This is a genomic window from Buchnera aphidicola (Aphis helianthi) (assembly GCF_005083845.1).
Classification (GTDB): Bacteria; Pseudomonadota; Gammaproteobacteria; order Enterobacterales; family Enterobacteriaceae; genus Buchnera; species Buchnera aphidicola_AW.
Map to the genome: position 1 here is coordinate 503,978 of NZ_CP034894.1, position 13,271 is coordinate 517,248.

Sequence of the window (13,271 nt, forward strand, 5' to 3'; positions counted from 1 at the left end):
TATATTTTTAATATGATGATATCCAAGAAAAAATTTTTTTTTCAATTCCTTCCGCATCTAATTGATAATTACTTCTAATTTCTTTTTGACTACCTTGAGCAATAAATGTATCTGGTAGTCCAATATTTAGTACTGGAAGTAAAATTTTTTTTGTCATAATAAATTCATTTACTGAACTACCTGCTCCGCCTGAAATAATTCCTTCTTCAATAGTAACTAAAAATTGATATTTAGAAGATAATGTAACAATTATATTTGTATCTAATGGTTTAACAAATCTCATATCGACAAGTGTTGCATTTAAATTATTTGCTGCTAATAAAGCTGATTCTAGTAAAGCACCGAAATTTAAAATTGCTATTTTACATCCTACTCTTTTTAAAATAGATTTACCCAATGGTATTATACGCATTGGCATTAATGGAACACCTATTCCTTTACCTTTAGGATATCTGACTACAGTAGGACCTTTTTTGTACATATATGCAGTATATAGCATCTGTCTACATTCATTTTCATTGCTTGGAGTCATAATAACAATCCCAGGAATACATCTTAAATAAGCTAAATCAAAAATACCTTGATGAGTTGGTCCATCATTACCTACTATCCCAGCTCTATCAATAGCAAATAAAACAGATAATTTTTGCAATGCAACATCATGTATAATTTGATCATAAGCACGTTGTAAAAAAGTCGAATAAATTGAAACAACAGGATTATATCCTGCAACAGCTAAACCAGCCGCAAAAGTAACTGCATGTTGTTCGGCAATAGCAACATCAAAATATTGATTAGGAAATAAACGAGAAAAATTTAACATACCCGAACCTTCACACATCGCAGGCGTAATAGCAATTAACTTTTTATCAATACTAGCTATTTCACAAAGCCAGGAACCAAATACTTCTGAATAAGTAAGAATTTTATTATTAGAAGATGAAAAATTATTTTGAGGAACTGTATGCCATTTAATTGGATCTAACTCTGCTGGAAGATAACCTTTTCCTTTTTTTGTTACTAAATGTAATAAACAACTACTTTTTTTCTTTTTTATATCTTTTAATAGATTAATTAAATTAAAAATATTATGTCCATCAAAAGGTCCTAAATATTGAAAAGATAAATTTTCAAAAAATGAATTTTTTACTATATGATTGTGTTGAATAGTATTTAAACTTTTAAAATGTTTATTTAAAGCACCTATATTTTTAGAAATAGACATTCCATTATCATTTAATATAACCAATAAGTCAGATTGTATTTCGCCAGCATGATTCATTGCTTCAAACGCCATTCCAGCGCTCATTGCTCCATCTCCAATAACAGAAATAGTTTTTCTATTTTTTCCTTCTTTTTGAGCTGCAACTGAAAGACCTAAACCTGCACTAATGGAAGTTGAAGAATGACCCGTACCAAATACATCGTACTTACTTTCTCCACGAAAAGGAAATGGATGTAATCCATTTTTTTGTCTAATACTAATAATCTTTTTAAATCTTCCAGTTAATATCTTATGAGGATAAGATTGATGTCCGACATCCCATAATAAATTATCAAAAGGCGTATTATAAACATAATGTAAAGCGACTGTAATTTCAACTACACCTAATCCAGATGCACAATGTCCTTCAGTAATGAAAATTATATCTAATAAATATTTTCTCAATTCAATACATAATTGAGGTAATTGTTTAATTGATAAATATCTTAAACTTTCGACTGAATTAGCTAAAGATAAAATTGGATATTTTTTAATATCAAAATTCATTAGGAACTCATTATTAAATTCATTTTGAGCGTTTAATTATAAAATCTGTTAATAATTTTAATTTATTAATAATAAAATGTTTTTTTTTAAAAAATTTTAAAATAGATAACGCTTCTTGATGTAAAATTTGTATTTTCTCTTGAGATTTTTTTATTCCAATTAAATACGGATATGTATTATATATATTGTGATTTTTATTTAATTTTTTAGTATCGTTATTAAAATCAAAAATATCATCTTGAATTTGAAAAGCTAAACCTATTGAAATAGCATAACGATCTAATAGTAACAATATTTCTTTAGAAAAAAAATTTGAAGATAAATATGATAATCGAATAGACGATCTAATTAAAAACGCAGTTTTATATAAATAAATTTTTTCCAATTCAGTAATGTTAAGTTCTTTTGTGTTTTTTTGTAAATCCAATGCTTGTCCAATACACATACCAGTACATCCAATAGCATAAGATAATTCAGAAATAATTTTTAAACGTTTTCTATTTGAAACACCAGGCATAACATGCGTAGATAAAATATTAAATGCTAAGCTTTGCAGTGCATCTCCAGCAAGTATAGCAAAATTTTCACCATATTTTATATGACAAGATAATTTACCTCTTCGAAAATAATCATTATCAATACATGGTAAATCATCATGAATTAATGAATAAGAATGAATTAGTTCAATAGATATAGATATTACATCTAATGTAACAATATTTACTTTAAACATTTCTCCAATAGTATAAACTAAACATGCACGTAATCTTTTTCCTCCTATTAAAGTACCGTATTTCATAGATTTTATAAGAATCGAAGTCTGAGAAGGCAAATTATTTAATACATTAAGTAATTTATTATTTATACGATTTTGATAAATATTATAAAAATTAGAAAAATTCATATTTAAATGCCTAGAAATTAAAAAATAGTTAATATAAATTTTTATTAATTATACTTATAAATATTATTTTTTACAAAAACAATTAAATATAAACCATATAAAAACTAAAAAAACTTCGAATAAAAAAATTTGTGAAACATTTAAAAAAGTATATAACCATCCATTTATAATACCCCCTAAAGATATCCCTAAATATTGACTAGTAGAATAAATGCTCATAATACTACCTTTATAATCATTAGTAGATATTTTTTGATTTAAATATGAAGGAAGAAATATTTCTAATATATTAAAAGCTATAAAAAAAACCTGTAAAGATAATATCAAAAATAATAAATTATTATAAAAAAATAAAAAACATAATGATGACAAAAAAATAAAAAACACACATACTTCAATAATGTTTTTTAAACAAAAATAAAACTTACCATAAAATATAATAAAATATAAAATAAAAAAAGAAAAAATTATAGTAACCAAATAAACAATCCAATGATAATTTAATACAAGTCCAGAAATCTCTAATTGATGCGGTATAATTAAGAAATGCATTGTTAATAAAAAATGCAAACAAAATATACTAAAATAAAATCTAAAAAAATTTATATTAAATAAATACTTAATATTATTTTGATTGAAAAAATTTATTTCTTTTTTTAATTTATTATTTCTATTTTTTTTATTTACATATGAAGGAATTGTACAAAAAACAATTAACATACAAATAATTGAAAATATAGCAGAAATCCAAAAAATAAAAGCAAAATTAAATTTTTCAATCACTAAAGAACCGAAAACAACAGCAATTAAGAAAGAAATAGCAAAACTTGCACCTATAGCAGAAATAGATTTAATGCGATTTTCTTTCCTTATCAAATCAGATAACAACGCCATAGAAACACCAGAAATAGCTCCAGCACCTTGTATAGCTCTTCCAATAATTAACCCCCAGATAGAATTTGTATTTGCAGCTATCATACTACCGATAAAGAAAATAAAAAGACCAAATATAATTATTTTCTTTCGACAAAATTTATCAGATAAAACACCAAATGGAACTTGAAATATCATTTGAGTAATAGCATAAACACTCACTGATAATCCAATTAAAAATTTATTCCCTCCATTTAAATATAATCCATGTTTGCTTAAAACTGGAAGAATAGAAAAAATTCCCAACATACGTAACAAAAAAACAATACAAAAACTTAATGTTACTTGTAATTCAAAATAATTCATTTTATAATTTTTCATTTTAAACTCAATATTTTTTAAAAACTTTTTATATTATAAAAAATTATGCTATCAATAAAAAATACTAAAAAAAATCTAAATTACGAAAAAATAGAAAAAGATTTAGAAGGATACTTAAAAAATAATAACGATTGGGATATTCATGTAGCAGAAGAAATCGCAAAAAAAGAAAAAATTATACTTACAGATAATCATTGGGAAATAATATATTTCATAAGAAAATTTTATATTAAATATAATTTGACTCCATCAATGCGTATGTTAATTCATGGTATTGAAAAAGAATTAGGAAAAAAAATTCATAGTATTTATTTATTCCAACTATTTCCTAAGGGTCCTGCAAAACAAGCTAGTAAAATAGCTGGAATACCGAAACCTTCGCAATGTTTATAAAAAATATTAAAATTTAAAATGAATCGAAATTAATATATTAAAAAAAACAACGATTATAATAGATAAATAAAATATTTTTCTAGAAAATTTAAAGTGATTTTTTTCTTGTATGTTCAAATACGATATATATAACCAGTAGAAATTTAAAATAAGATTAAAAAAAAGAAAAATATAACCTAAATAACCTAAAAATGTTAACATAGAACTAGATAATATAAAACATATTATATAATAAAAAATATGTTTTTTTGTTTTTAAAACACCTTTTACTATTGGGAAAAGAGGCAAATTTGCATTTTTATAATCTTCTATATAAATAATAGAAATAGCATAAAAATGAGCCATTTGCCAAAATATAAAAATAATAAATAATAAAATACAAACTGAATTAATAGTATTATTAGCTGCAGTATATCCAATTAAAGATGGTATTGATCCCGAAAAGCTTCCAATAAAAGTAGAATATATTGATTTTCTCTTTAAAAATGTATAAATAAAAACATAAATAACAAATCCAATTATTGATAAAAACATTGATAAAGCATTTACTAAAAAACCTAATATAAATACACCTAATCCACCTATAATTAATCCAAAAATAAAAACTGAAATAGGTTGAAGTAATTTTTTAACTAAAACTCTATTTTTTGTCCTATGCATTTTCGAATCTATTTCTATATCAATAAAATTATTAAATACACAACTAGAAGCAATAACCAAAGACGCTCCTAAAATAGTAGAAATAAACAAAAAAATATTAAAAGATAAGTGAGACGAAAATAAAAAACCACCTATAATTAAGATTATATTCCCAAAAATAATACGAGGTTTTATTATTTCTAAATAATATTTCAACATATAAATAAACATATTTTCAAATTATTTTTATATCATAACATGATGATTTAAATTAAACATAATCCATATAGAACCAAAAACAACAATAAACATAATAATTAAAACAAACAATAAAGACGCTAAATACCAATAATTTTTTTGAATACTATTTAAATGTAAAAAATATATAAAATGTATAATAATTTGAAGTAAAGCACAAAATACAACTATTAACCGACTAATTGAATCAGAAAAATATTGATTTATAACAATTAAAAATGGAATGATAGTTAACAACATAGAAAATAAAAAACCATATATATAAGATTGCACTTTATGATTAAAGCAAAACTTTAATTTAAAAGATTTACGCATTAAATTACTCCATTTAAATAAATAAAAGTAAAAATACAAACCCATATAATATCTAGAAAATGCCAAAATAAACTAAAACATGATATGCGAATTTGAATAGTATTAGTTAAACCTAATTTAAAAATCTGATAAATAATTGATAATAATAAAATTAAACCAAAAATAATATGAATACCATGTATACCTACAATTGTGAAAAAGATAGAAAAAAAAGCATGTTGATTAGGAGTATAGTTTTCTATAAATAAATTATAAAACTCATTAGCTTCTAGAATAAGAAAAATTACACCTAAAAAAAAGGTAATAATCAAATAAAAATAAATCATTTTTATATTTTTCTTATCTTTTTCTATAGTTAACATGGCACATGTAAATGAACTTAGTAATAAAATAAATGTTTCAAAAAAAATAGAAGATAAATTAAAAATTTTATAACTAATAAAATTTATAGTTAAATTATGAAAAATAATTGCATATACGGCAAATAAAACAGCAAACATAATGCAATCACTCATTAAATATATCCATAATCCAAACAATTTATTATTGTGTAATTTTTCATCTTTTTTTTTGAAAAAAGGATATGATATTTGATCTTTTGTTTTTTTTGTCATTTTAACCTACTTTTTTAACATTAAAAGATTTTTGATCTTCTATTTTTTTAATTTCTTCTATAGAAATGATATAATCATTATCTTCATTAACACTTTTAATAATTAAACTTGCAATTATTACAAAAAAAGATAATGAACATAACCAAAAAATATGCCAAACAGCAGAAAAACCAAATATTAAAGATAAAAAACCAATAAAAAATCCTAATTCTGTATTTTTTGGCATATGAATTTCATGATAATTAATATTTTTTATACGTTTATTTTGCTTTTTTGTTTCCCAAAAATCATCTCTATGTTTAATATCAGGAATAATAGCAAAATTATAAAATGGAGCAGGAGAAGAAGTAGACCATTCTAACGTTCTTCCATCCCATGGATCACCAGTATGATCTAAATTATTATGACGATTTTTTATTGAAATATAAAATTGAATTATCTGACATATAATACCTATTCCAATAAAAAAAGCACCAATAGCAGCAATACATAATAAAAAATGAAATTCTGTATCAATATTCTGACTTAAACGACGAGTCATTCCCATAAAACCTAAAAAATATAAAGGCATAAAAGCAGTAAGGAAACCTATTATCCAAAACCAAAATGCACGTTTCCCCCAAGTTTCATTTAAAGTAAAACCAAATAATTTTGGAAACCAATAGTTAATTCCAGCGAAACAACCAAAAACAACGCCACCAATGATTACATTGTGAAAATGAGCAACTAAAAAGACACTATTATGTAAAATGAAATCAGCTGGAGGAATAGATAATAATACACCAGTCATTCCACCAATAGAAAAAGTTAATAAAAATCCAATAGTCCATAACATTGAAGAATGCATATGAACACGACCTTGATACATAGTAAATAACCAATTAAAAATTTTTACTCCAGTAGGAATTGCTATAATCATAGTAGTAATTCCAAAAAAAGCATTAATATTTGATTGCGCACCCATCGTAAAGAAATGATGTAACCAAACAATAAAAGATAAAATAGTAATAGCTAATGTTGCCCAAACTAAAGAAACATATCCAAATAAACGTTTCTTTGAAAAAGTAGCTACTATTTCTGAAAAAATACCAAATACAGGTAAAACTAAAATATATACTTCTGGATGTCCCCAAATCCATATTAAGTTAACATACATCATAGCATTTCCACCAAGATCATTAGTAAAAAAATGAAAATCAAAATAACGATCTAAGGTTAATAATAACAAAGTTACAGTTAATACTGGAAAAGATATAACTATTAATATATTTGTGCATAAAGATGCCCAAGTAAATACAGGCATTTTGAAAAAATTCATACCAGGAGCTCTCATTTTTAGAATAGTTACTAAAAAATTAATTCCTGTTAAAGTTGTTCCAATACCGGAAATTTGAAGACTCCAAATCCAATAATCCACTCCCACTCCAGGACTATATTTAATACCAGATAATGGTGGATAAGCTAGCCAACCAGTTTGTGCAAATTCACCTACTCCTAAGGAAATAGTTAATAATACAGCACTACTTACATTTAACCAAAAACTTAAACTATTAAGAAAGGGAAAAGCTACATCTCTAGCACCAATTTGTAATGGCACTACTAAATTCATCAATCCAATTACAAGAGGCATTGCCACAAAAAAAATCATTATTACACCATGTGCTGTAAATATTTGATCATAATGATGTGGTGGTAAAAAACCATGCTGTCCTGAAGAAGAAATTACTTGTTGAGCACGCATCAATATTGCATCTACAAATCCTCTAAATAACATAATAAAAGCCAATATTCCATACATAATAGCTATTTTTTTATGATCAACAGTAGTAAACCATTCTAACCATAGATATTTCCATTTCTTATAATAAGTAATACCCGAAATTAAGCATAATCCAATTAAAATAATAACAGTGTACGTAATCATTATAATAGGTTCATGATAAGGTATAGAGTTTAATGTTAATTTTCCAAACATATTCATCTCTCCCGTACTTTAAAAAAAAGTATATTAAATCTATTCAAAATTTATTTTTAAAAAAATTAATGAAATATTTTATTAAATAACGTTTTATCAACATTAGAAAAATATTCTACATAATGATTTTCATTAGGCAAAGAGACTTTATTAAACATTTTTATAGTATTTAATTTTTTTGGCGAATTTTTTATATTATTAATCCAATTTGTAAACATTTTTTTGTTTGGTAATGAGATTACAGTAAATTTCATATTAGAAAATCCTTTTCCACTATAATTAGCAGATATTCCTTTGTATTTTCCTGAATCATTAGAAATTAAATTTAATTTCGTTATCATTCCAGGCATAGCATATATTTGACTACCCAGAGAGGGAATAAAAAAAGAATTCATAACAGAATTTGATGTTATACGAAAAACTACTGGTCTATTTGTAGGAAAAGCAATTTCATTAATACTTGCTATGCCATATTCTGGATAAATAAACAACCATCTCCAATCTAATGCAATAACATCTATTTTTATAGGCTTATATTTAGATACTATAGACTTTTTAGGGTCTAAAATATGACAATAGTTCCATGTTAATAATGCTAAAAAAGAAATTATTAAAATAGGTATAATCCATACTACTGTTTCTATTATTTTAGATTCAGACCAATTTGGTTTATATATTTGATTAATATTTGAAGAACGATATTTGACTGAAAAATATATTGTCATAAAAAGAACAGGAATAACAACAAATAACATCATTATAAACGATGTTAAAATTAAAGAAGATTCTTGTTTTGCAATCGTTCCATGTGGGCTCAATAACATACTATTACAACCATTTAATATAAAAATAATTGAAGTTAATAATAATATCTTAAAAAATTTGTAAAAATTTACACATATCATTTCAAAAAAACTCCAAAATTTAATATTTATTAATTAAGTGATAATTATTTTACTTAATTACAAATTTTATATTTTTAAAATACTAATAATTTTTGAAATAATTGAATTATTTTTCAAAAATTGATAAAATTTAAAATAAAAAAATCTGTTTTTATTAAGTATTTAAATTATAGTAAATAATAGAATTATTACTTAAAGAAATTATTTTAAAATAGTTTTATAAAATCTCATATAAAAAAAATTTTATAACTATTTTTCTTATAATATGAATTAGGATATAAAATTAATTTTATGTGTTTAGAAAAAATAAAAAAATATTTAATCTCAAAAATAAATATAAGCAATATTGAAATTTATAATGATAGTAAATTTCATAAATACAATCAAAGTAGTCTTACACATCTAAAAATAATTATTGTTAGCGATAATTTTATTAATAAAAACACAATTAATAGACATCGTTTAATCTTTAAAAGATTAAATGAAATACACAAACAAAAAATATATTCAATTACATTATATACTTACACTGTAAACGAATGGGAACATAAAAAACATAAAAAAATTAATTCTCTAAAATGCTTTAAAAAATCATAATAAAAAAACTATCATAATATAAGATAAAAAATTTTAAGATAAATGTTCAAATAAAAATTTCAATTAAACAAGTATAAAAATTTTATAAAAATAAAAAAATATCTAAAATTAACTGATAAATGTAATTGTTTAAGGTAATAAGATGAAATTTCTTCTGGAAAAAAACAAAGACGCAGGTCATCGTGTTACAATCAATATTCCAAAAATAATAATAGATAATGCTCTTATTAAAGAGTTTGCTAAAATTAATCAAAAAACAAATATTAATGGTTTTAGAAAAGGGAAAATACCTATTAAAATAATACAGAATAGATATGGAAATAGTGTTTATTATGATGTATTTAACAAACTAATGCAAAAATTTTTTTTAGAGTTTTTAAATAAAGAAAAAATTAATATTATTGGTTATCCTAAATATCATATAGATAAAAAAGAAGAACAAAATGACAATTTTAAATATTCTGTTACTTATGAAGTATATCCTAAAGTTAAAGTAAAAGATTTAAGCTTAATTAAAGCAGAAAAAATTATTGTTAATGTTACCGACGAAGATATAAAAAAAAATATAATAGATAGCCAAGAAGAAAAAAACACATGGTATCAAGTTAGTAGATCTATTAAAATTAATGATCGCGTTACAATTAATTATTGCGCTTATGAGAATAATAAAAAAATAGAACAATTTGATAAAAAAAATGTTCAATTTATTGTTTTTAAAAATCATTTATTAAATGAATTAAATAATAAAATTATTAATCATTATACTAATGATATTATTTTTTTAAAAATATTTTTTTCTTCATTTCACCCAGAAAAAGAACTTACTAATAAACACATAACGTTGAAAATTAAAATAATAAAAATTGAAGAAAAACAAGATATACAAATAGATACAAAGATTAAAAATACAAAATTTATTGAATTAAATTTAAAATCCATAAAAAATAAAACAATTAAAGATATAAATCAATTAACTCAAAATTATTTAAAAAACCAAATTATACAAAAGTTAATAAAAGTAAATCCAATCAAAATACCCCCTATTTTATTACAAGAAGAAATAAAAAATTTACATAAAAAACTAATAGAAGAATACAAATCAGAAACAAAAAATATTTTAGATAAAAAATATCATGTTAATCTTTCATTACACGCTAAAAAAAGGTTATATACTAAATTTATTCTAGAAAAAATTATTAATGATAATAAAATTTCGATAGATGATAAAAAAATAAAATTAAAAATTAAAGAAATGGCTGAAAAATATAAAAAATCATTAGAAATTATTAATTTATATAAAAAAAATGAAATGTTAAAGAAAACAATAAAAAATTTAGAATTAGAAAAAAAAGTTATAAAATTTATAAAAAATAAAATTAAAATTACAGAAAAACCTTATACTTTCAATGAATTTATAAATTATCACTTAAATTATCAAGAAGAATTATTTTTTTAAAAATCATAATTTTTTATAATTCTATATATCTTTATATATATCTTTAAAAAATAGTTTAATTATTAAAAATTTTAATATTTTACTTTTTAAACTTAATTTTTACCAAGAGAATCCTAAATAATGTCTAATTCAATATTAATTCCAATGGTTGTTGAACAACATTCAAGAGGAGAACGTTCATATGATATATATTCAAGATTATTAAAAGAACGTATAATTTTTATGAGTGGTAATATAGAAGATAGTATGGCTAATACTATTATAGCTCAAATGCTCTTCTTAGAATCTGAAAACCCAGAAAAAGATATATTTTTATATATTAACTCACCAGGTGGAATTATTACTTCTGGTATGTCTATTTATGATACGATGCAATTTGTCAATCCAGATATAAGAACTATTTGCATAGGTCAAGCATGTTCAATGGCTGCTTTTTTATTAGCAGCTGGTACTAAGGGAAAAAGATGTTCTTTATTAAATTCTAGAATTATGATTCATCAACCGTTAGGTGGATTCCAAGGACAAGCATCAGATATTGCTATTCATGCCAAAGAAATTATTACAATGAAAAAAAAATTAAATCAATTATTTTCTTTTCATACTGGACAATCTATTAAAAAAATAAATAAAGATACAGAAAGAGATTGCTTTTTATCAGCAAATCAATCTATTAAATATGGATTGATTGATTTAATTCTAACGAAACGAACATAAAAATATAAAATATTTTTTTATTTTAAAAATCAAATAGAATCTATTTACTCAAAAAAATCAATCAATATAAAAAAAGAGGTTTAAAATATGACAGATAAGAGTAAAGATGATTCTACAACATTACTTCATTGCTCTTTTTGTGGAAAAACACAAAAAGAAGTAGACAAGCTTATTGCTGGACCATCAGTTTATATATGTAATGAGTGCATAAAATTATGTAATAATATTATTGAAGAAACAAAGACATTAAAAGATGTTCAGAATGATAATTTAAAAGATTTACCTACACCATCTGAGATAAAAAAATATCTTGATAGCTATGTAATAGGACAAGATCATACAAAAAAAGTTTTATCTGTAGCTGTTTATAATCACTACCAACGTATTCGAAATATCAATACAAATCCAGAAAAAGCTGAACTTGGTAAAAGTAATATTTTATTAATTGGACCTACTGGAAGTGGAAAAACTTTATTAGCAGAAACATTAGCAAAACTATTAAATGTACCATTTAGTATTGCAGATGCTACTACTTTAACTGAAGCAGGATATGTAGGGGAAGATGTCGAAAATATAATACAAAAATTATTGCAAAAATGTAAATATAATATTAAAAAAGCAGAATTAGGAATTATATATATAGATGAAATAGATAAGATTTCTAGAAAATCTGATAATCCTTCTATAACTAGAGATGTATCAGGAGAAGGAGTTCAACAAGCTTTGCTAAAACTAATTGAAGGAACTCTAGCATCTGTTCCACCACAAGGTGGTCGTAAACATCCACAACAAGAATTCTTACAAATTAATACTTCAAATATTTTATTTATATGTGCAGGAGCATTTTCAGGATTATCAAAAATAATTGCGAAAAGAATTAATATAAACAGTGAAATTGGATTTAATGCAGAAATCAATAATAAAAATCGTAAAAAATCAGAAAAACACCTATTAAAACAAGTCGAACCAAAAGATCTAATAAAATTTGGATTAATTCCTGAATTTATTGGACGTTTACCTATTATTACAATAGTAAACGAATTAACAGAAACTGCACTAACTGAAATATTATGTAAACCTAAAAACGCTTTAATTAAACAGTATCAAACATTATTTAACTTAGAAAAAGTTAAATTAGAATTTGATAAAAAATCAATTAAATTAATTGCAAAACAAGCAATATTAAAACAAACAGGAGCAAGAGGATTAAGATCTATTATTGAAAAAGTTTTATTGAATATAATGTATGAATTACCATCAATGCAAAATGTGGAAAAAGTAATAATCAATGAAGAAGTAATAAATTTACAATCGTCACCTAAAATAATATATAAAAAAAATCAATCAAAAAAAGCATCTGGTGAATAAACAATAAAAGTCCTAATAAAATTTGACTTGAACTTTACTTATTTTTAAAAAACTGAATATCAAATGTAAAATAATTATTAATATAAATTAGATTAATTATAAATATAA

The 13,271-nt window shown here is 22.7% G+C and carries 13 protein-coding genes; 5 read left to right on the plus strand and 8 right to left on the minus strand.

The features are described from left to right. Nucleotides 1-7 precede the first annotated feature (7 nt). The 3 genes from dxs to D9V62_RS02370 form a co-directional block, all read right to left on the minus strand. Nucleotides 8-1,771: a 1-deoxy-D-xylulose-5-phosphate synthase gene (dxs, locus tag D9V62_RS02360; protein WP_158340200.1), complete on the minus strand. Its 1,764-nt coding sequence runs from the start codon at nt 1,769-1,771 to the stop codon at nt 8-10. A gap of 19 nt (nt 1,772-1,790) precedes the next feature. Next, nucleotides 1,791-2,675, minus strand: coding sequence for a polyprenyl synthetase family protein (locus D9V62_RS02365; protein WP_158340201.1), 885 nt, complete (start codon nt 2,673-2,675; stop codon nt 1,791-1,793). 63 nt (nt 2,676-2,738) lie between these two features. Beyond that, a complete protein-coding gene (locus tag D9V62_RS02370) occupies nt 2,739-3,929 on the minus strand; it encodes an MFS transporter (protein ID WP_261979500.1) in 1,191 nt (396 codons plus the stop codon). A gap of 45 nt (nt 3,930-3,974) precedes the next feature. On the opposite strand from D9V62_RS02370, the gene D9V62_RS02375 reads away from it, so the two are divergent. Then, nucleotides 3,975-4,322: a TusE/DsrC/DsvC family sulfur relay protein gene (locus D9V62_RS02375; RefSeq protein WP_158340202.1), complete on the plus strand. Its 348-nt coding sequence runs from the start codon at nt 3,975-3,977 to the stop codon at nt 4,320-4,322. A 6-nt stretch (nt 4,323-4,328) separates the two neighbouring features. On the opposite strand, the gene cyoE is transcribed toward D9V62_RS02375, so the two are convergent. The 5 genes from cyoE to cyoA form a co-directional block, all read right to left on the minus strand. Continuing rightward, the gene (gene cyoE / locus D9V62_RS02380) at nt 4,329-5,180 is read right to left on the minus strand and encodes a heme o synthase (protein ID WP_158340203.1); all 852 of its coding nucleotides are present in this window, start codon (nt 5,178-5,180) and stop codon (nt 4,329-4,331) included. Nucleotides 5,181-5,207: 27 nt separating this feature from the next. Continuing rightward, on the minus strand, nt 5,208-5,534 hold the full coding sequence (cyoD, locus tag D9V62_RS02385) for a cytochrome o ubiquinol oxidase subunit IV (protein ID WP_158340204.1): 327 nt from the start codon (nt 5,532-5,534) through the stop codon (nt 5,208-5,210). After that, complete coding sequence (gene cyoC, locus D9V62_RS02390) at nt 5,534-6,148, minus strand: cytochrome o ubiquinol oxidase subunit III (protein WP_158340205.1); 615 nt, start codon at nt 6,146-6,148, stop codon at nt 5,534-5,536. Before cyoC ends, cyoD begins: the two co-directional genes overlap by 1 nt. 1 nt (nt 6,149) lies before the next feature. Then, nucleotides 6,150-8,123 (minus strand): cytochrome o ubiquinol oxidase subunit I, encoded by a 1,974-nt coding sequence (gene cyoB / locus D9V62_RS02395; RefSeq protein WP_158340206.1) that lies wholly within the window; start codon nt 8,121-8,123, stop codon nt 6,150-6,152. Nucleotides 8,124-8,188: 65 nt separating this feature from the next. Beyond that, entirely contained in the window at nt 8,189-9,028 is an 840-nt protein-coding gene (gene cyoA / locus D9V62_RS02400; RefSeq protein ID WP_158340207.1) for a ubiquinol oxidase subunit II, read from the minus strand. Nucleotides 9,029-9,319: 291 nt separating this feature from the next. On the opposite strand from cyoA, the gene D9V62_RS02405 reads away from it, so the two are divergent. The 4 genes from D9V62_RS02405 to clpX all read left to right on the plus strand — a co-directional run bounded on the left by D9V62_RS02405 (nt 9,320) and on the right by clpX (nt 13,163). After that, complete coding sequence (locus tag D9V62_RS02405; RefSeq protein WP_158340208.1) at nt 9,320-9,625, plus strand: BolA family protein; 306 nt, start codon at nt 9,320-9,322, stop codon at nt 9,623-9,625. A 142-nt stretch (nt 9,626-9,767) separates the two neighbouring features. Further along, the gene (gene tig, locus D9V62_RS02410) at nt 9,768-11,081 is read left to right on the plus strand and encodes a trigger factor (RefSeq protein ID WP_158340209.1); all 1,314 of its coding nucleotides are present in this window, start codon (nt 9,768-9,770) and stop codon (nt 11,079-11,081) included. 120 nt (nt 11,082-11,201) lie between these two features. Then, entirely contained in the window at nt 11,202-11,795 is a 594-nt protein-coding gene (gene clpP / locus D9V62_RS02415; RefSeq protein WP_158340210.1) for an ATP-dependent Clp endopeptidase proteolytic subunit ClpP, read from the plus strand. An 87-nt stretch (nt 11,796-11,882) separates the two neighbouring features. Then, nucleotides 11,883-13,163 carry an ATP-dependent Clp protease ATP-binding subunit ClpX gene (gene clpX, locus D9V62_RS02420; protein WP_158340211.1) on the plus strand — a complete coding sequence of 427 codons (1,281 nt, stop codon included), beginning with the start codon at nt 11,883-11,885 and terminating at the stop codon, nt 13,161-13,163. Nucleotides 13,164-13,271: the final 108 nt, after the last annotated feature.

What these genes read in the sequence shown, in the direction of transcription:
- dxs (WP_158340200.1), bottom strand. Translation starts at nt 1,771, where the DNA reads ATGAATTTTGATATTAAAAAATATCCAATTTTATCTTTAGCTAATTCA.
- D9V62_RS02365 (WP_158340201.1), bottom strand. Translation starts at nt 2,675, where the DNA reads ATGAATTTTTCTAATTTTTATAATATTTATCAAAATCGTATAAATAAT.
- D9V62_RS02370 (WP_261979500.1), bottom strand. Translation starts at nt 3,929, where the DNA reads ATGAAAAATTATAAAATGAATTATTTTGAATTACAAGTAACATTAAGT.
- D9V62_RS02375 (WP_158340202.1), top strand. Translation starts at nt 3,975, where the DNA reads ATGCTATCAATAAAAAATACTAAAAAAAATCTAAATTACGAAAAAATA.
- cyoE (WP_158340203.1), bottom strand. Translation starts at nt 5,180, where the DNA reads ATGTTGAAATATTATTTAGAAATAATAAAACCTCGTATTATTTTTGGG.
- cyoD (WP_158340204.1), bottom strand. Translation starts at nt 5,534, where the DNA reads ATGCGTAAATCTTTTAAATTAAAGTTTTGCTTTAATCATAAAGTGCAA.
- cyoC (WP_158340205.1), bottom strand. Translation starts at nt 6,148, where the DNA reads ATGACAAAAAAAACAAAAGATCAAATATCATATCCTTTTTTCAAAAAA.
- cyoB (WP_158340206.1), bottom strand. Translation starts at nt 8,123, where the DNA reads ATGTTTGGAAAATTAACATTAAACTCTATACCTTATCATGAACCTATT.
- cyoA (WP_158340207.1), bottom strand. Translation starts at nt 9,028, where the DNA reads ATGATATGTGTAAATTTTTACAAATTTTTTAAGATATTATTATTAACT.
- D9V62_RS02405 (WP_158340208.1), top strand. Translation starts at nt 9,320, where the DNA reads ATGTGTTTAGAAAAAATAAAAAAATATTTAATCTCAAAAATAAATATA.
- tig (WP_158340209.1), top strand. Translation starts at nt 9,768, where the DNA reads ATGAAATTTCTTCTGGAAAAAAACAAAGACGCAGGTCATCGTGTTACA.
- clpP (WP_158340210.1), top strand. Translation starts at nt 11,202, where the DNA reads ATGTCTAATTCAATATTAATTCCAATGGTTGTTGAACAACATTCAAGA.
- clpX (WP_158340211.1), top strand. Translation starts at nt 11,883, where the DNA reads ATGACAGATAAGAGTAAAGATGATTCTACAACATTACTTCATTGCTCT.